The organism is Shewanella sp. SP1S2-4, assembly GCF_031932075.1.
GTDB classification, from domain to species: Bacteria; Pseudomonadota; Gammaproteobacteria; order Enterobacterales; family Shewanellaceae; genus Shewanella; species Shewanella baltica.
Genome location: NZ_JAUOET010000002.1, coordinates 305,839 through 325,109, shown reverse-complemented (window position 1 = coordinate 325,109; position 19,271 = coordinate 305,839). Strand labels below are relative to the sequence as shown.

Here is a 19,271-nt window from a genome sequence, read left to right as displayed (position 1 = left end):
ATCTCAAAATTACAGCGGATTCATCAACAATCCACGCATAGACAAGACACGGCGCAGTATCAACCCTGATGAATTAGGATTACGGGTCTGACGCAAATTATGGGCGATCATAAATTCTTGACGCAGATCCTGATCGAGATCTAACGCCTCGAACGCTTCGATGGTTAAGGTCTGTTGTTGATTATCAATCAATGACTTAATCACACTTAAAGGAAATGACTGTTCGGCATTAGCATTTAAATAGGCAAAGGCCGTAAGTGCGATAATTTGCCCGAACACACTGAACAGAGCTAAGGTTTGTACTTCGTCAGCATCAACCTCCACACCTTCCATCTCCGCTAAACTATCCACCGCATCAGTTGCAATATCTTCAGTCAGCTTCCAATAACCTTGGACCAACTTTTTATAGGGCTGTGGTAGTTCATCGAGGCGTTCTTTTAAATAGAACGTAAAGGCGTAGCGATAAATATTAACTTGACCTAAGCGGACCAAAGCTTCTTTCAAAGAGCGCGTCTTAGGGTTAATCACCCCAGATGCCTGTGCGGAATTACTGCGCATTAACATGTGCGCCGCTAATGCGGGATCGCTCGAGATAATGTCGATCACGTTACGAATGTCGCCTTCAGCGAGGATCGCTTTTTTGAGTGGAATTAAAATCCCTCGGCGGCCAATCACTTGCTCTTCATTCGCTATGATAGCTCTAACTTGAGTAAAAACCTGTTGCTCAAGATCTGTCATAAGACACTTTGCACCTGTTTATTAGCAATAAGATGATTCGGTTACTCTTCACATCATACCCAAAATTTAAAGAATTTCAGTACTAAGTCGCACAATAGCCTAACGAAAAGAATAAAAAATGACTACCTTATATGTAACATCAAATGGTGAAGCAAATAAGGTGCTGGAGGTGGAGATATAATCCCATGTTTTAAAACAATTTTAACATTTCCATTCTTCAAGTCGTCACGAGCCTGTCCGTCTAATAATTTATCTCTATTTCTACAACGAGGGTAAGCGACACCCATTCGCATTTCATTGCAATATGCCTCTCACTTACAATGACCAATTCAACATCAGTGTTGAAGCATAGCATTCCCGCTACATAGTCGACTTTTAGCTCATTACTACTCATCACTCTAGTGCCACAGTTTTCAGCAACAATTGTTCTGTAATGAGCATCATTTAGTATCATGGTCATGAGAATCTTGCCAATATAAGATGACTCAATCAAAGGATACAATTGAGCCTCAAACTGATATCAAAGTGGAAATGTCTTTATTTGGAATTGGCAAACAAACAATCCATTTGAAAAGAAAAATCAACTTAAGTATCATGGTCAAAACGTAGAGTTTTTTGCTCAAAGCACGGAAATAGTAAGCAGTTTTGACTGTTTCAGATAAAATATCGGAGAGAAACGTGAGATACAGTAAATTTACCATTGCTTTGTTGTGCTTGTGTGCAAGTAACTCGTACGCCTTAGAGTTGATAACAGCAACTGAAAACCAAACAGTAAACCAAATCGAACAAAAGTTTGATATTGATAACTTGTTAATATCTATAAATGATCGTTTATCTAATCATAAGAAAAGTGAATATGATTATGAATCACTATTAAAAAACATCAAAAACGAGAAAGAGAATTATAACAAGGCAATATTGGCATTACCCAATGCTATTTTAACAGAAAGTGACCCGAGCAATTACTTCAAAGGAATCGAAACCTTAGTAAAAAACATTGATTCACTTGAAAAGAAATCAGTCGATGACGAAGTTAAAAATAAAGAAAACTATCAAGACATATTAAAACAATACGAAGTTGTTAACAGTCAACGCACCCAAAGAAGCGCACAGCTTTTTGCATTAAAAAAAGAAATTGTTAATCGTATTGTTGCTGAGTTATCTAGTGTTGATAGTATTAAGTCAGTTGACCTAGAAAGCTCCATGACCTGTTCTAAATTTCAATCTATAAATGATTGTTTAAAAAATACCGAAAAGTATACAGTTAAAAACACGATTAATTCAGATCCATTCCTTAGTGATAAAAGTGTACTGCTATCATACAAGGTTATTGATGCTAGTATGAATATGAATGGTGAACTGCATTACAGAGTTAATATGACGTTTAAACCGTCATATAACAACAAAATAGAATCATTACTCAATGAAAAACTGGGCCTGAAGTCCACAGTCATTACCCTTACGAGTAACGTTGATGCAGACTGGTATATCGATGGTGCGAAGGTTGGTACTGGTAAGAAAATTTACCCCGAAGTTACCTTAGGTAAGCATGGCATTGTTGCTTCATACAAAACCATGAAAAAATCAACCATTGAAACAGTAGAAACCAATGCAATTTTTAACTATAGATTTGGCAAGGTAGAAGATAAATCCGCTACTGATAATGAAGAAATTAAGAGCATAGCGAATAAGTCGACTGCTGATGAGACTAAGCCTAAACAGACTAAGCCTAAATTAACTATGTATGCAAATAAAGAAGACAGTACATCGAAAGAAATTAATAGCAAAAATGAGACGACTGTCGATAACAGCGATAAAAATAGTTATGAATATTATCTTGGTATTAAACCGCTAAATAAAGAAGAACAAGATAAACAATTTAAGAGTAAATAATTGCAAAAAAAGCAGCCTTTATATTGATTTAAAGGCTGCTAAATTCGCTCATTTAGTCAGATATTAAAAACGATAACCAAGGGTTAAACGAATATCGCGACCACGGCCTGAGTAATAACCATTATATATTCCACCACCATAATAGCCTGCGCTAACATAGTCTTTATCAAATAGGTTATCGATACGCAGACTGGCAAGCCAAGCATCACGGTTGTAGTTCAAGGCTAAATTACCAAGCACATAACTGGCCAGCTTATCGCCTTCGTTACCGTTATCGCCTTCAATAAAACGATCACCCGTGTAGATAGCTTCGGCAAAGACTTGGAAATGCTCAGCAAAATCCATGCTGACATAACCACGCCCCGTGTGTTTTGCCACCCAAGACAGCTCCTTGCCATCATTGATACCGTCAGTAAATTCAGCATCGATATAGTTATACTCTAACCCGAGTTGCATTGCTTGAGTCACCTGCCAATCCCAATCGGCACTCGCGCCATAACGACGAGAAGCGTCGGCATTAACGTTCGCACCTTGGAAACTGCCAAGTTCAGGTTTTTCCGCACTTGGGTCGAAGACAATTTCATCTTCCAAATCGAGACGGTATAGGCTTACTCGTAAAGTTTGGCTCGCAAGAGTCCAATCCCAACCCGCTTCGTAGGAGCGGCCCGTCTGCGGCTTTAAGCCAAACACATTTTTAGAGGTATAAGCTTGCTCATCCACTTTCGCAAAACGGAAGTTTTCATCGCCACGTAGATAGAATCTGTGCTCTGTACTAGGACGGTAGTTCAGGCCAAACTCGAATGCTGTCGCATCTTCATCTAAATCCATGCCATTAGGATAGACATTACCATCGACTAACTCGTCGGTCACCCGCGCATAACGACCACCCACAACATAACTTAGGGTATGGCTTAATGGCACAGTGGCTTGTAGATAGGCGCTTTGCATTTGTTGTACATTACTCCGCGCCATAGTGTCAAAATCGGCCTTACCACGGCTGATGTCTAAACCTGTGACTAGATTTAGCTCACCTTGACGGGTACTGTAGTTCGCTAACGCTTTAGGGCTAAACATCAACAGTGAGCGCGTGTTATGGCTGTTCGCCCCCCAATTAAAAGAAGACACTAAGGTATCGCTATAATCTAAATCCGCTGCTAAAGCCCAATTTTGATTAAGCTGATGCTGATAACCCGTGCGCGCCGCAGTGGTCATCTCATGGACATATTCGCTGCTCTTGAAAGATTGGCGTGGGTCTTTATTGAACTGTTCTTCTGTCAATGAGCCAGGATTTTCACGGTCATCGTCGTAATAGCTGGTTTCAATAAAGAACGAATCTGTGGCCGTTTTATATTGAATGCGACCTAAAATCGACCCTGTTTCATTGGCATTATGCTTGCGGTAGTTGTCACCTTGGTTATAGCTACCAGTGAAAAAGTAACGCCAATCCTTGTTGATCGCGCCAGACACATCACCGCGACCTTCATAGGTATCAAAGCTGCCGCCGGATAACTGCACGCTACCACCAGTATTTTCAGGGGATTTAGTGACAATATTGATCACGCCGCCTACCGCTTGGTCGCCATAAAGCACACCCGCACTACCCGATAAAATTTCGATGCGCTCGACTTGGTTAAGCGGAATGGCATTAAGACTAGGAGCAGCGATATCGATATTATTGAGGCGACGACCATCAAGTAAAATCAGCGTGTTATTAACGGCAGTGCTGGCGCTAAAGCCACGCATCGCAAAACTAGTACCGATGTTATTATCCGAAATTTGAATACCGCTTTGACCGCGTAAAACCTCAGTCACGCTAGTGGCACCGCTCATTTCAATCGCCGCAGCGTCAATCACATTCACATTCGCGGCAATATTTAACGGGGTATTGTCAGAGCGGCCGATCACGACAAGATGCTCGTCGACTTTCGCTGTGCTGGTATCGTCTGCCGCCATAGCGGGCGCGATAACGGAAAAACTGCAAAGGCTACCGATCAGCAGCGCGATTTTTGTTGGATTTGTTCCCATTTTACCTTTAACTCCTGCAAGGAAAACGGGGCATTAGCGCCACGATACTGTTCATTCAGTAAAAGATACTGACAGTGACTATCGCATTTTGAGATCTGCCCACCGAAATCTCAAAAACACCTTTAGGGCCGGTCTCCGGACTTAGGCTATGTTAATCCGTAAAAATAGAATTAACGCGAGACTGACCTTTAACATTCTGACTATCGGGTTCTGTCTTGAACACACCAATCAAACGCGGTCTTCTCTCACCTTTTACCGTTGCGGGGGCAGTGCCAGAATTTCACTGGCTTCCCGATTATCTCGCGGCTTTCGCACGCAAGCACCTCAGAAGGTTGACTAAAAATTTGATTCATAGGGCACAGCCATCAATAAAACAGCGATACTCCCTTAAGGCTCAGCACATTATAGAGCCTGAGCGCGCGCATTATAGACGTCTATACGGATGAAAGTCCATCAAACTCAAGCGAACATCTACAGTCTACTTCAAGGAGAATGGGACTAAAGCGGAGATAAAATCTTGGCTATTATCTGCCTGCAGTGGTGGTTTATCGGCAGAAAAAACGGCACCTCGCATCGACTTATGCAGTAGATACAAATCTTTATTGCCACTGACAACCGTATAGTAGCCAATTTCCCCTTGAGGAATCGAAGCATAGGCTTTGGGATTCACTTGCGTGGCATTGTGGATATTGGGCATGGCTGTACAGCCTAAAATAGCTTTAAATCCCTCGTGTCCATCAACTTCAGTGTCGCCGAGCTTCTGGTACACCACTTCGCCGTCACAGGTCGATTTATAGGTCTGGGCCATCGCATCTAAAAAACGCTCAGGGCTAATACTCTCGGCCATATCCTTAAAGCCCTGCACGCAAAATAGTGCACTCCACTGGGTTAATGCTTCCTGCTCAGGCACATATTCTGCCATAAACATGCCTGCTTGCTCCTCATGATAAGCCTGCTTCCAGCCCGCAGGCAGATTGAACCCTAATTGCTGACCAAATACCGGCAATACATGGGTATGAGCAGCGCCGCTTTCGCTCCGAGCTAAATCTAATGTGGCTTGAACTGGCTCTGAGCCAATTAAGCTGCAGAGTAATAACACACTGGCACCTTGAAACAATCCAATAGGTGAACACAATGCTAATTTCATACTTATCATCCTTGTATCGCACTTATAATTAATACGACATCATGAAATTGAACAGAAAACACCCAGCATTCTAACGAAGAACCTTCGCTGAAAACAGTCAAAAAGTTATATTAACTGCCACTTTAAAAGAAATAATCACTATCACGACTTGAATAACAGGGAAATATCCCGTTTATCAGCACAATAGCGGCAAAGAGGTTAGTGCTATTCACTAAACAACCACATTTTCACTTCAGGTTTAGGCCTTTCCTGACTCAGAATCACCTGTCGTTGCTCTGGCGTTTCGCATTGTGCAACAGGGGTAAAATCCAGCGGCTTTATCACCAACGAATCGGCAGGCGGTAGCGGAGATTTAGCGAACATCTCGTTATTCATCGACCAAGAGACCCATTCCCCCTTTTCACTGATCCCGACATACCCCTCACCCGCCCTCGCTAACCAAGTTAATCGTGGAATACGCGCTATGAGCTTCTCAACATTGTCTAGGTTAGCCCTATAACCTACTGGCACGACTTTGCCGTCAGGACGGGTAAATACAAATGATGCCGAACCTGGGGTGATCTTGCTTCCATCCTGCCAATACCGATTGAGGATATCTTGAGCATAGTGAAAACCATATAGATAGGCGTAGTCACTATCATCGACCAGGATTTGCGGTACGGCATTGTCACGCAGCAACAAAAATCCCGTGCCAACACTGACAATACTGTTCACGCCTTTAATATCCGTTTGTTTAAGCCAATCGATACCACAGTTCGTTTCATTGCCCCAAAAGTGCGCCTCACCCGTTGGACTTAAGATTGCAAAAGCACAGCTATTTGACGTAATACTCGCGACATCCAGTAGCGCACTGCGAATAGAATAAACATCACTACTCTGCCCCCAAGTTACGACGCTGCCATCCTTTTTTAGAGCTGCATAAGTTCCTTGGGTATATTCAACACTCACAACATCCATTAACTGTGGCAGCAGCTTTTTCATATTGGTTGACCGTTCAACTTGCCCCCAAATCACAGTGCTTCCGTCTTTTTTAAGAGCAGTAAAACTTCGTCCTTCAGCAAAAATATCCACGACATCAAACAGTTTATCCTGCACATGTTGGCTATTGCCGCCTTCGGCCCCATAACCCCAAGTGTGCACTTTTCCACTAGCATCGAGTGCGGCTACCGCCTCACGATTAGCATAGAGTTTAGTGATGTTTGTCATTCGACTTTGCAGGGCTTTGTCGAGGCTCAGTTTCCCTGCACGTCCCCAGTACACCACAGTGCCATCTTCACGTAGTGCGGCAAAACCTTCCTTTATAGGCACGACTTGTTTGACGTGTTTAAGCTCCGCAGCAACTTCACGACTATCGCCGCCGCTAAAACTATTTCCCCAAGTGATCACATCGCCATTTTGGGTGATGGCAGCCACTGCCATATCATTTGCTACAACGGTATTTACCGCGGGTAAATCACAGGGAATATGGCGATACTGCGGACTCGGTTTTTCCTTAAATTGGATGAGTTTACCATTATCGAACTGCAGCAATGACTCGTTATTGCTTTCAATAATGGCCATAGGTTGAGGATCGCTACAGCCAGAGATCTGCATGGCAACCATGCCCGCGAGTAAAGCCATGGGCCAAGTGATTCGATGAGTGAGCATTACTTATTTCCTTGTATTTGCTTGGATATGTCATTCAATATTGTGCAGCGGACAGAGCGAGAATGGATTAACCTAGCATCGCCTAGTGTCAAAAATGGGCAGAATTCTAGCAGCTTGTTGATAAAAAGACGAAAACGCTCACAGTTTGCTCTGCAAGTATCCTCCACAGGCTAGCGCCTAACTTATGGCATGCTATTCTAAGTATCCAGTACCGCTGTTTAAAGGAGTAACAGTATGACTCGTCACATTATTCTTGATTGCGATCCCGGCCATGACGATGCTATCGCGCTGATCTTAGCCTTAGCTCACCCAGACCTCGTTCCCCTTGCCGTCACGACTAGCGCTGGCAATCAAACCCCAGATAAAACCCTCAACAACGCCCTGCGGATCTTAACCCTGTTAAACCGTGGTGATATCCCAGTCGCGGGCGGTGCCACTAAGCCGCTAACACGTGAACTGATTATCGCCGACAATGTTCACGGCGAGACTGGCCTCGATGGCCCCGCATTGCCCGAACCGAGCTTCAGCCCACAAGCCATAACGGCCGTTGAACTGATGGCGCAACAAATCCGCCAAAGCACACAGCCAGTGACTTTAGTGCCCACGGGGCCGCTGACTAACATTGCCCTTTTACTGGCGAGTCATAGCGAGCTGCGCCCTAAAATCGAGCGCATTGTGCTGATGGGCGGCGCCGCGGGTGTCGGTAATTGGACGCCTGCCGCCGAGTTTAATATTTTTGTCGATCCCGAAGCCGCAGATATCGTCTTTAAGTCAGGTATTCCCATCACTATGTGCGGGCTCGATGTGACCCATCAAGCGCAAATCATGGATGAAGATATAGAACGGATTCGCGCCATCCCAAATCCAATTGCTCAGTGCGTCGCCGAGTTATTAGATTTCTTTATGATTTACCACAGAGATCCTAAATGGGGCTTCATTGGCGCGCCATTGCACGACCCCTGTACTATCGCTTGGTTGCTCAAACCTGAGCTGTTTGAGGCACAAGATTGCTGGGTCGGGATTGAAACCCAAAGCGAGTTGACCTTAGGCATGACAGTGGTTGATCGCTATCAACTCACAGGCAAAACCGCCAATGCGACTGTGCTATTTGGGCTCGACAGACTCGGTTTTGTCGATTTACTGGTAGACAGTTTACGTGTCTATGATCCAACTTATCTCAATCGCAGATGAAAATAACAGTGAGTTTTCTATGAGCCAGATACTCGTTATCGGCAGTGCTAATGCCGATCATGTGATGAAATTTGAGTACCTGCCCGCAGCAGGGCAAACCTTAATGAGCCGAGATTATCGACTCGAACAGGGAGGTAAAGGAGCCAACCAAGCAGTCGCCTGCGCGCGTTTAGCTAAATCAGGCACCCGCACTGACTTTATCTGCCACCTCGGCCAAGACAGTATCGGCGATGATATGCGTCAAAGCTGGATTAAAGATGGCATCAGTACAGAAGGTATTAGCCAGATAGCGGAGCAGAGTACAGGCACAGCGATGATTTTTATCGGTGACAACGGTGAAAACACCATAGGTGTTGCTGCGGGAGCCAACGCCACTCTTTCACCCGATGATTTAGAAAATCACTATGCTCTGTTTTCCCGTGCTCAATTCCTTTTAATTCAACTAGAAACGCCTGCTGCCACAGTGGCAAAGGCATTACAAATGGCAAAAACCTTTGGCGTAACTACGGTATTAAATCCCGCCCCAGCGACCGCCCTTGGCCACGATGTACTCAAATGGGTTGATGTGATTACGCCTAATGAGACTGAAGCAGAAGCTTTAACTGGCGTTGAAATTAACCATCTCGATGATGCTCAAATGGCTGCGCAGCTTCTGCACCAGCAAGGTGTAGGAATTGTAGTGATTACTTTAGGCAGTCGCGGCGCATATATCAGCAGCCCAGGTTTTACCGGGCTAGTGCCCGCACTTGAAGTGCAAGCCATAGACACAGTCGCTGCAGGGGATACCTTCAACGGCGCCCTAGTCGTCGGCTTGAGCGAAGGTATGTCAATTGCTGCCGCCGTGGGATTTGCCAATGCGGCCAGTGCCATTACTGTCACTCGCCCAGGTGCACAACGTGCTATTCCCTATCGACAGGAGCTTTCGTACTAAAAACGTAAGAAGTTCTGAAGTAGACGCCCTGCGTTAGAACCTACAAATTATCATTTATAAATCAAACATATAAATAATAACTTCTGAGTACTTAGTTCACTCCAACTAAGTACTCACCTATGTTTACCGCTAACAATTTTGCCGCCAATAACGATGCAAGCTTTCAAACGAAAGTTGCATATACATAATTTACACGCTGATTTCATTCCCATTTAATGAAGATTGCTTATTCTGGTAGGCGCATGTCCGAGTCAAAAGGACTCGGCTACCCTTGTTCAACTAAGGAAGTACCAGATGAAAGCAAAAAGCACAGCTTTACGTAACGTGACCAGCACTAGCCTAATCGGCCTCGGATTATTATTCGCTAGCCAAGCGAGTGCCAACGAATGTGAACTGAAAATTGCCGCCACTGATGCAATGCAATTTGACACTAAAGAGCTGTCTGTACCTGCAAGCTGTAAAGAAGTGACCTTAACCTTAACCCACTCAGGCACGTTGCCAAAAGCAGCTATGGGCCACAACTGGGTATTAACTAAGGCAGCCGATATGTCAGCCGTAGCGACCGAAGGTATGAGTGCCGGTCCTGATGCAGCCTATGTCAAAGCAGGTGATACTCGCGTTATCGCTCACACGCCATTAGTGGGCGGCGGCGAATCAACGTCTATCACCTTTAGCACTGCTGGCATGAGCGCTACTGAAGCCTACCAATTCTTCTGTAGCTTCCCAGGCCACTGGGCGATTATGCAAGGTAGTTTCAAGCTAAAAGCTTAAGGTGAATGGCTTAGCCTAACGTTAAGTGATAAAAACAAAAAAGCGGATCTTAGGATCCGCTTTTACATTCCAGCCATTGCATTTAGCCGCAATAATTCATCATGGTCTTGGTTGGATGACTAATGGCGCAAAGCTCGTCATCGCATTACCGTTAGCCCCGTTCAAGTTAGGATATTCAACCCCTTCCTGCAAGGTGTAATACACGTCAACAAAGTCATCGTCATTAGTGAACCAAGCATCCGGCATCACACTTAAAATACCATTGGTGATTTGCGGGATCAGCGCATAACCCTGAGCTTCAGGATCGGGGATCGACTTTAAGATCTGCTCCGCCGCTTCCAACAACTTAGTGGCCAACACTTTATAGTTAGTGCCATCGTCATGCTCCATTAGGATCATGTCCGCAGCCGCCCAACGATAACGCTCCCAATGGATGATGATTTGATTCGGATAATAGGTCGTATCCGCATAATCTAAATAGGGCATTTCGACGATATCGAGCACAGGTTCTTCACGGCTCGGGTCAACCCCAGTCACTATGCCGTAAATCTCGGCTCGACCAGAAATCCACGGCTCATGGTCATCCTTCAAGGATATTTGTTTGATCACTGTGGTTGAAATAGGCTTGTCTGCCACCGCCTGTGTTTGCGCACGGCTCAGTAGCACGCCATCTTTTTTCGCCGATTGTGCTTCGGCAAATGTCGCCCGCATCACCTCTAAGCCAGCCAAAAAGGCTTTTTTACTGTCGATACCGACCACAAACACCGGCTGCTGCGGTAGGTTATACACGTCTAATTGATGCACTTGCCCATGAATATCAAAGGCTTCAATATAATCCCACTGACTCTCGTCACCATCGGGCTCATAGGCAAATAAAGGAGACTCACCTTGCTGCCATGGGGTTAACATGGTTTCATCCGCCAGACGCACTTGCACCAGAGAATCCGCTTTGGCACTTAAGCCCTTCACTCGGCGAATCGACGCATCGGCTTTGGTGATCACATTATCATTGAGCCTATGCTGAGACAGAATGTCATCGGCATTTACTGCCAACTGATACTGGTTTATTTCAGTCTGTAAGATAGGCGCAAGCTGCGCATATTGATGGCTCAAATCTAACGCCAATGCCCGCTTAGTATTGGTTAACTGAGCTTGTGCATCCAAAGTCGAATCCTTTAGCGACGCCTGTAGCAAGCGTAACGCCTCTCCATCTAAGGCTTGGCCATAACTCATGGTTGCCGAAGCCGACAAACACAGCAATAAACTGGATTGAAGTAGTTTCATAGGAGTTCCCTTACCTTAATAAAATTAAACGTGTGTTCGAATTCTCTACATATGAGCACAGACCTGAATCCAAGTAAACCAAACGATAATAATTATCGTTATTTATTAATGGTATAGAATACGCAATAGCGCTGAAACTCTCTAAAAACAAGACTATAGCGATAACGACCCTTAATCGGCCAAAACGTGCGGAGTGAACAGGAAAAAATGAGTTCATAAGCTCAACGAGGTTGAGCGACAAAAACACAAAAGGCGGATCCTAAGATCCGCCTTTTGTTATTTATAGCCAGAGTGACGTTTCAGAACGCGTCATGCGCGCCCTAACAGTCACACTAGCTTGATAAGACAATACTAAACGAGTGAGTGTTACTCTTCGTCGAAATCATCTTCATCAAGATCTTCGGCATCAGTTGCCGCTTCAGCCGCTAATGCTGCCGCTAATTTTGCTTTAGCTTGTTTCTCTGAACGACGTTTATTGCGCTCAGTTAACGTGCCTAAAAACACTTGTAATTCAGTCAAGCCCCAAGCTTGCGCTTCGGCTTCGGTCGCAAAACCATCATGGCTCTTAGACACAACCGTTTTAGTTGATGTCATGCGACGAGTGATTTCAGTTTTCCAACCTTTGTCGCCCTGTGTCACGCGAAAATCGTATTTTTTGCCCTTGCTCATTCTGCTCTATTTCCTAAATGATGCTTGTCACGTTTGTCTTATCAAGCGAACCAAACGCTCATCATAAAACAAAAGGAGCGCAGTGTACTTGATTTCGGCCCAGAAAGATCGCCCAGATGAAAATATTCATGCCAGTTTCATCGACTCGCCCAGTGGAGTCAATTCTCAAGTCTAAAACAACACTGCGTATATATCCCGCTCATCCTCTGTCTATGGCAGTTTATCGCGAGCTAGCGCAAACAAACATGCCTAAGATAATCGTCATGCAAACGGTATATATTCTTGTTTATGTCATAAAAATAGGCTTTTTTAGTCACATTAACACTTTAGAGTTTCTGATTAATATTAATAATTTACATCATTACTCATAGGTAAATCTGATGAAACTACGCCCTATTTCGTCGCTCTCACTCGGCCTGTTAATTGCCACCAGCGCTTTATTAGCTGGTTGCAATAGTGACGATAACAACACAGAAGTCACGCCACCGGCCAGCAAACCTGTTCCAGCTCAAGTGGGAGAAAGACCTTTATTCCTCGTGCGTCAAATGCAAGACAGCACACTTAAAACCCGCTTAGAACAATGCACCACTGACAATTTTTATCGCAGCGAGTTTTCCATCGGCCACCGTGGCGCACCAATGCAATTCCCTGAGCATACAAAGGAATCCTACCAAGCGGCTATCGATTCGGGCGCAGGCATAGTTGAATGTGATGTCACCTTCACCGCCGATAAAGCCTTAGTGTGCCGCCACTCACAGTGCGATCTTGCCAGCACGACCAACATTTTAGCCGTGCCTGAACTGGCCAATAAATGTTCGAGCCCATTCACTCCTGCTGATGCCGCCAATGGCGTCAGCGCATCGGCGACCTGTTGCACCAGCGATATCACCCTCGCCGAATTTAAAACCCTCAAGGGTAAGATGGAAGGCAGCAATCCTAAAGCGACCACTGCGGCCGAATTCATCAATGGCACTCCAAGCTGGCGCACCGATCTCTACGCTGGCAATGGCACCTTGATGACCCATGCCGAAAGTATTGAAATGTTTAAAAAAGCTGGCGTGAAGATGACGCCAGAGCTCAAAGCCGCCAGCGTATCTATGCCATTCGATGGTTTTACTCAGCAGGATTACGCACAAAAAATGTTAGATGAATACACGGCGGCAGGCGTCGATGCTTCGCAAGTATTCCCTCAATCATTTATCTTAGATGACATCAAATATTGGGTCGCCAACGCACCCGAGTTTGCGAAACAAGCCGTATTTCTCGATGACAGATACGATTATAACAGCGCTTTCGATCCACAAAATTCAGCCACTTGGTCACCATCAATGGCGGATTTGAAGATCCAAGGTGTCGAAATTATTGCGCCGCCACTCTGGGTTTTAGTCGCCTTAGATGCGGATAAGAAAATCATTCCTTCGGAATACGCTAAGGCCGCCAAAGGCGCTGGGCTTAAGATCATCACTTGGTCGCTGGAACGTTCTGGTTTATTAAAAAATGGCGGCGGCTTTTATTATCAAAGCATTACCGAAGCCATAGATAACGAAGGCGATACCTTTGAATTACTCGATGTGTTAGCTAAAGATGTCGGTGTGATTGGGGTGTTCTCCGACTGGCCCGCCACTGTGACTTACTATGCTAACTGTATGGATTTATAAGTCGTCGATATAGAAAACAAAAAATGCGTTAACGATTAATCGTTAACGCATTTTTTATTGCGAAAATAGTCTATATTTCGCCGCGAGCAAGCTCTTTAACCTGAGCTCGGGATAAGCAGAGCCGCTGAATAGGCATCTTTTCGGGCCTCTCTGCGTTGCTCTGTCTAACCATAGCTCGCTATGGCCTACAACAGAGCGCCTTGATATGCGCAAAAATCTGCGCATTCAGTCAGAAAATATATTTTTCGTTTCAAACAAATAACTTATCTTATTGATTTAATTTGTTAAACTTAGATATTTCGACACTCATCATCCCGAATTCAGGTTATTTAAACAGGTGCTGGATATTCTTTAAATCGCCCTTGCCTTCGGCAATTTCTTCCGGCGTTAAACCTGTGACTTCATGCGGGAACACTAACCAGTCTTCAGAGGCATGGATGTAATAGTCAGGCTTTAAAGGCACTGCGGTATTTTTTGGCTTGTAGTAAGGGCAAGCGATACGTATATCGGTTGGCATATTCAGGCGCATCAGTTGGCTGAGTTTTTCTTTTAATGCATGGATACTACGGCCAGAGTCAAACACGTCATCCACAATCAATAAACCATCGCTCGCGTTCGCATTTTCAACGATGTAATGCAGGCCATGAACTTTGATTTCTTTGCTTTGTTTGTCGGTGCCAATCCCATAATAGGAAGAAGTACGCACGGCAATGTGATCGGTTTCAACTTGTTTAAAGTCGAAAAATTCCTGTACCGCGATCCCGATTGGAGCGCCGCCACGCCAAATACCCACGATAAACTGCGGACGAAAGCCACTCTCATACACTTGCGAAGCTAATAAAAATGAATCTTCCAGCAATTGCTGCGCGGTAACAAAATACTTTTCTGACATGACACAGTCCCCATCACATTGATTTTATTCTTAGGTCGTTAAAGCTTATGACCCCTGTAAGGTCTGTTCGGCGGGTAAAGGTTCCCAAAACACTAAAACAGCTTAGCCTTAGCAAGTGTAGGCAGCCGCCGAATTTTGGGAGCGAATTTTATACCAAAAAAATGCGATGTGCTGCAGTAATAGTAAGAACTTGCGTGACAACAGACATTTATTTTGCCTTTTTAGGCAAAAAGCAACAAAAAGGCCACCCTAAGGTGGCCGAAAAACAGCGAATAAATACCTGCGTTAAACGATAGGCGTAATCACATGCTCGCCCACTTTTGCCTTGGCACTATAACCACGTGCCGTTGCCGCTTGGAAATCCTTCGACAAAATGGTATCCACATAATGCCAGTCGCTGCGCACCTCATCAGCGGTAAAGGTGAGCGTCATAAAGCCTCGGTCTTTTAAGTTAGCGTACTTAAGATCTGGCACTAACTCGACGATCGCCGCCTCAGTCGCAGGGATCTGCTCAGCGGGCAGATTCAAATAGTACTCAAGACCTGGTGAAGACACTGAGCTGGTCGCAAACTCCACCCCAACGGTATCGCCATTCACATCTTTAAGCTCGTTAGCCCAGGCATTATGGGTATCACCCGCGATCACGACTAGGTTGAGGTTTTTCGATTTAGCCGTACCTAAAATCACCTCACGCTCGTAGGCGTAACCGTCCCAAGCATCTAAGTTGTATGGAATGGCAGGTAATTGCAGCAGTGCGATAACTTCTGGGGTTAATAAGGCTTGATTAGCCAGAAGATATTGTAATTCTTGGGCGGTCAGCGTGGGATCATTTGCCGCCGCACGCGCTGCTAACTTAGCTAACGCACCTAACATGGCATATTGGGGAATGCTCATCTGCTGCGTCGCAATCGCCGCCGGCAATGACATCTTGCCCATCAAAATCTGTTGCCCTAACACCTGCCACTTGCCCGTTGCTTGCAGCAGAGTGCCCTGCAGCCATAACAATTGCGTCAGACCCAGCATAGTGCGAGTAGTCGAAGTCACATCGGCAAGGAAACGCTCGCCCGCAAACGAACCCGTTGTCGGATCCATATAATCGGCATAATCGAGCTGCTTATCACGGGCCAATACGCGGGTATCGAGCATGTGCAGGTCGACAAGATTACCGTAACTGAAACTGCGGTAAATCTCTTCATGGTTCCCTTCGCGCCATGGACGAATAGGCAACCATTCGAAATAAGCTTGCAGTGCCGCCTCTTTGCGGACGGCAAAATCGCCTTCGCCTTCATTATGATTCTCGGCGCCATCACGCCAAGTATCGTTGGCTACTTCGTGATCATCCCAAACTGTGATAAAAGGCACTTTCGCGTGTAACTTTTGCAGGCTCGCATCGGTATGGTACTGACCATAACGGGTGCGATAATCGCCCAATGTCAGCAACTCAGTGGCCGGTAAGACTTCACGGCCAAGCTCTGCAGCATGCTCACTGGCATAACCGCCACGGGCATATTCATAGATGTAATCGCCTAAATGCACCACGGCATCTAAATCATCCTGCGCCGCCGCTAACTCATAGACGTTAAAGTATCCGGCAGGAAAGTTCGCACAGGACATCACGGCTAATTTGACTGAGCTTACGTCACCCTCAGGCAGAGTACGGGTTTTACCCACGACAGAGGTTTTGTCACCTGTCATAAAGCGGTAAAAGTAGTTTTGGCCAGCACGTAAGCCGCGGGCATCAATCTTAACCGTGTAGTCACGGCTTGCATTAGTGACCATCTCACCCGTGGTCACTAATTGACTAAAGGCCGCATCGCTTGCCACTTGCCAACTCACTTTTACATCGCCCTCAGATTCAGGCGTGACACGGGTCCAAAGGATCACAGCATCAATCGCAGGATCGCCACTGGCAATCCCATGTAAAAATTGCGCGGGCACAGAATTATCATCATTACTATCGCTACAGCCCATCAAGCCGTAAGAGATCACAGCAACGCCAACACCTTTGGCCGACATAGCCAAAAAGTCACGACGAGTTACGGTACGATTCATTATTATTATTCCTTGTTAGATAAGGCTTCACTGGTATGAGGTCTAATGAGACCCCGATTGTGAGACATCACTGTTACACATTTGTGACATCTTTGTCAGCCTTTTATGATTTCTATCAATTCAAACACTTATACTGAATGGCGTACTTTATTTAAGCAGGGCTGGCGCAGCGAACAAGGAAGCTGCTAACATCGGTGCAGGCTAACGCAGCGTGTTAAATGCACGCCTAAGAATGGCAAGAAAAGGAATTTAACAATGAAAGTCAGCGATATTATGAGTGATCAAGTCATCTGCATCAGCGATGGCGCCAGTTTGAAAGATGCCCACCATCTGATGCAAACCCGTGGCGTACGCCACTTACCCGTGATTTCTGAAATTGATGGCACCCTCGTTGGCGTACTCACCCATAAAAAGATGATCGCCAGCGTGATGACTATGTTGAACAAGTACGGCCAAGGCGCGCTCGAGCGCAAAGAACGATACACGCCGATCACAACTGTGATGGACCAAGACTATCAGCATCTTACCGCCGACGAGCCCTTAACTGTGGTGGTGGAATATTTTATCGAAAACAAACTCGGCTGCTTGCCCGTTGTCGATGTTGATAAAAAGGTACTCGGTATCGTCACCTCATCGGACTTTATTAAGCTGTGTCGTACCCTGCTGCAACAGCAAAGTTAAGCTTATCGAGCAAAAAGCGCGGCCAATATTTGCTGCGCTTCCAATTCATCTCACCAAAACTACACTGCAGTCGCAGGCGGTATTCGAGTAAAACGCTGCCAGCGGCACGAGCGCCAGCGATACACCATAATCAGGCCGCGGATCCATTCATCTGCCGCAACGGCAAGCCATGCTGCAAGCACGCCGTAACCTAAATGCAATCCAAAGAACCATGCCAATAGCACGCCAATGCCCCACATGCTAAAGAGGCCAACCCGCACAGGGAACGCCACATCACCCGCGCCTTTTAATGCCGAAATAATCACCAGATTAAACACCCGCCCCGTTTCGAGCGCGATTGAACCTGCAAGCAATAACGCCGTCAGTTGAATGACTTCTTCGTTCTCACTTAGCCAGCCAACAATAGTGAATCGCTGCCAGTAGAATACTAAGACGATACCAAGGGAAACCATAAAGCCCACTAGACAGTAACGCTGCACCCGAGTGGTGATTTCATCGAACCATTGTTTGCCGACATAGTATCCGGTCTGAATTTGCGTCGCCTGCCCGAGCGCCACCGCAAAACAATAAATAAACCGGCTGATGTTTAGCCCATAGGTATAAGCCGTGAGCGATAACGTCCCCATCTGACTGATAAAATAGATAATGGTCATCTGAGCTACATTGTAAGACAGCATCTCGCCAGCATTGAGCAAGCCGATACGCATCACGCTCCAATAAGTGCTGCGCGGTAAAAGCTTAAGTCGTTGCAGCGGCAACGGGATCTTTTTATAGCGGATCACCATCAGCATGATCACAGCGCCGATGATCTGGCTGGTGACGGTGGAAATTGCCACCCCTGTTACCCCATAAACAGGCAAGCCAAAGGGAGAATACAGGGCAATATAATTACCAATGACGTTCATCAAGCCTGTGCTTGAGGTAACTAACATGGCCGAGCGGGTAAAGCCGTAACTCCTTAAAATCGCAGCAAAAGCGATGTTCATGACCAAGCCTATACTCAAGCTGCCGCAAATCACTAAGTAGTCATATCCAAAGCCTGCCACATCGTGTTCAAGCGCAAACAGGCCGATAATCCCCTTAGCGCCGAAGAACATAGAGGCGCCCATGATCAAGGCGAGTCCTAAGCTCAATGCAACACTTGCCACCCCGATATCAACCGCCTGTTGCGACTGGCCTGCGCCATTATTCTGGCTAATCAAGATGCTCGCACCTGTGCTCACCATCATGGACATGACCATCATGAAGAACATCAGCTGAGTCGTGAGTCCCACTGCCGCTACCGCGTTATCGGAATAATGGCTGAGCATAAAAATGTCGCTAATCCCAAGCAGTGATTGCAGCAAGGTCTCGACAAAAATCGGCCAAGTGAGGGCGACTATGCTCATGCGTTGTTGCAATGTTTTGGGTGCTTTAGCCACGAAGAATTCCTGCAAATAGAGTACGAATAACGATGTGAGCGCTGGCTCAATGTGTCGCTCAAACGGCATCTTGGCAACCTATATTTTAGCCAAGATACTGAAAGCAACTTTCACAAATAGACATCAAAGTGCTATCGAACGCACAATAAGGCGGAAATCTAAGCGCATAAAGCCTGTCAGTCAATTTAGTTGGTAATTTTCTTACATGGCACACTACAACTCAATCTGTGATCGTGAAAAAGATGCTGGCTGCAACCGTATTCATTACTGA

General features: G+C 45.7%; 15 protein-coding genes and 1 riboswitch. Of the genes, 6 read left to right on the top strand and 9 right to left on the bottom strand.

Annotation, left to right across the window (positions count from 1 at the left end):
• Positions 1 to 9 precede the first annotated feature (9 nt).
• On the bottom strand, positions 10 to 738 hold the full coding sequence (locus Q4Q52_RS03625; protein WP_006084102.1) for an HDOD domain-containing protein: 729 nt from the start codon (positions 736 to 738) through the stop codon (positions 10 to 12).
• 678 nt (positions 739 to 1,416) lie between these two features.
• Between Q4Q52_RS03625 and Q4Q52_RS03620 the strand changes: the two genes are divergently transcribed.
• Positions 1,417 to 2,631: a hypothetical protein gene (locus Q4Q52_RS03620; protein WP_012090173.1), complete on the top strand. Its 1,215-nt coding sequence runs from the start codon at positions 1,417 to 1,419 to the stop codon at positions 2,629 to 2,631.
• Between the two features lie 63 nt (positions 2,632 to 2,694).
• Here the strand turns inward: Q4Q52_RS03620 and Q4Q52_RS03615 are convergent, their stop codons facing one another.
• The 3 genes from Q4Q52_RS03615 to Q4Q52_RS03605 all read right to left on the bottom strand — a co-directional run bounded on the left by Q4Q52_RS03615 (position 2,695) and on the right by Q4Q52_RS03605 (position 7,450).
• A complete protein-coding gene (locus Q4Q52_RS03615; RefSeq protein WP_311989861.1) occupies positions 2,695 to 4,656 on the bottom strand; it encodes a TonB-dependent receptor in 1,962 nt (653 codons plus the stop codon).
• 108 nt (positions 4,657 to 4,764) lie between these two features.
• A riboswitch (cobalamin riboswitch) is annotated at positions 4,765 to 4,998 on the bottom strand.
• A gap of 136 nt (positions 4,999 to 5,134) precedes the next feature.
• On the bottom strand, positions 5,135 to 5,803 hold the full coding sequence (locus Q4Q52_RS03610) for a hypothetical protein (RefSeq protein WP_311989860.1): 669 nt from the start codon (positions 5,801 to 5,803) through the stop codon (positions 5,135 to 5,137).
• 204 nt (positions 5,804 to 6,007) lie between these two features.
• On the bottom strand, positions 6,008 to 7,450 hold the full coding sequence (locus Q4Q52_RS03605) for a hypothetical protein (RefSeq protein ID WP_311989859.1): 1,443 nt from the start codon (positions 7,448 to 7,450) through the stop codon (positions 6,008 to 6,010).
• A gap of 234 nt (positions 7,451 to 7,684) precedes the next feature.
• On the opposite strand from Q4Q52_RS03605, the gene rihA reads away from it, so the two are divergent.
• The 3 genes from rihA to azu all read left to right on the top strand — a co-directional run bounded on the left by rihA (position 7,685) and on the right by azu (position 10,343).
• On the top strand, positions 7,685 to 8,641 hold the full coding sequence (gene rihA, locus Q4Q52_RS03600) for a pyrimidine-specific ribonucleoside hydrolase RihA (RefSeq protein ID WP_259507810.1): 957 nt from the start codon (positions 7,685 to 7,687) through the stop codon (positions 8,639 to 8,641).
• A gap of 19 nt (positions 8,642 to 8,660) precedes the next feature.
• The gene (gene rbsK, locus Q4Q52_RS03595; protein ID WP_311987380.1) at positions 8,661 to 9,572 is read left to right on the top strand and encodes a ribokinase; all 912 of its coding nucleotides are present in this window, start codon (positions 8,661 to 8,663) and stop codon (positions 9,570 to 9,572) included.
• 294 nt (positions 9,573 to 9,866) lie between these two features.
• Positions 9,867 to 10,343: an azurin gene (azu, locus tag Q4Q52_RS03590; protein WP_006080224.1), complete on the top strand. Its 477-nt coding sequence runs from the start codon at positions 9,867 to 9,869 to the stop codon at positions 10,341 to 10,343.
• Between the two features lie 99 nt (positions 10,344 to 10,442).
• On the opposite strand, the gene Q4Q52_RS03585 is transcribed toward azu, so the two are convergent.
• Both Q4Q52_RS03585 and Q4Q52_RS03580 read right to left on the bottom strand, forming a co-directional pair.
• Entirely contained in the window at positions 10,443 to 11,627 is a 1,185-nt protein-coding gene (locus Q4Q52_RS03585; RefSeq protein ID WP_311989858.1) for a DUF3103 domain-containing protein, read from the bottom strand.
• A 366-nt stretch (positions 11,628 to 11,993) separates the two neighbouring features.
• Positions 11,994 to 12,296 (bottom strand): DUF3622 domain-containing protein, encoded by a 303-nt coding sequence (locus Q4Q52_RS03580; protein WP_006080221.1) that lies wholly within the window; start codon positions 12,294 to 12,296, stop codon positions 11,994 to 11,996.
• A 380-nt stretch (positions 12,297 to 12,676) separates the two neighbouring features.
• On the opposite strand from Q4Q52_RS03580, the gene Q4Q52_RS03575 reads away from it, so the two are divergent.
• A complete protein-coding gene (locus Q4Q52_RS03575; RefSeq protein ID WP_259520603.1) occupies positions 12,677 to 13,954 on the top strand; it encodes a glycerophosphodiester phosphodiesterase family protein in 1,278 nt (425 codons plus the stop codon).
• 325 nt (positions 13,955 to 14,279) lie between these two features.
• Here Q4Q52_RS03575 and Q4Q52_RS03570 read toward each other — a convergent pair whose 3' ends face one another.
• Together Q4Q52_RS03570 and Q4Q52_RS03565 are read right to left on the bottom strand one after the other, a co-directional pair.
• Positions 14,280 to 14,846 (bottom strand): phosphoribosyltransferase, encoded by a 567-nt coding sequence (locus tag Q4Q52_RS03570; RefSeq protein WP_028759331.1) that lies wholly within the window; start codon positions 14,844 to 14,846, stop codon positions 14,280 to 14,282.
• A gap of 285 nt (positions 14,847 to 15,131) precedes the next feature.
• Positions 15,132 to 16,898, bottom strand: a complete 1,767-nt coding sequence (locus Q4Q52_RS03565; RefSeq protein ID WP_311989857.1) for an alkaline phosphatase D family protein — start codon at positions 16,896 to 16,898, stop codon at positions 15,132 to 15,134.
• Between the two features lie 255 nt (positions 16,899 to 17,153).
• Here Q4Q52_RS03565 and Q4Q52_RS03560 point away from each other — a divergent pair, with 255 nt between their 5' ends.
• Entirely contained in the window at positions 17,154 to 17,579 is a 426-nt protein-coding gene (locus Q4Q52_RS03560; RefSeq protein ID WP_311899668.1) for a CBS domain-containing protein, read from the top strand.
• A 59-nt stretch (positions 17,580 to 17,638) separates the two neighbouring features.
• Here Q4Q52_RS03560 and Q4Q52_RS03555 read toward each other — a convergent pair whose 3' ends face one another.
• Entirely contained in the window at positions 17,639 to 19,000 is a 1,362-nt protein-coding gene (locus tag Q4Q52_RS03555) for an MATE family efflux transporter (protein WP_311989903.1), read from the bottom strand.
• Positions 19,001 to 19,271: the final 271 nt, after the last annotated feature.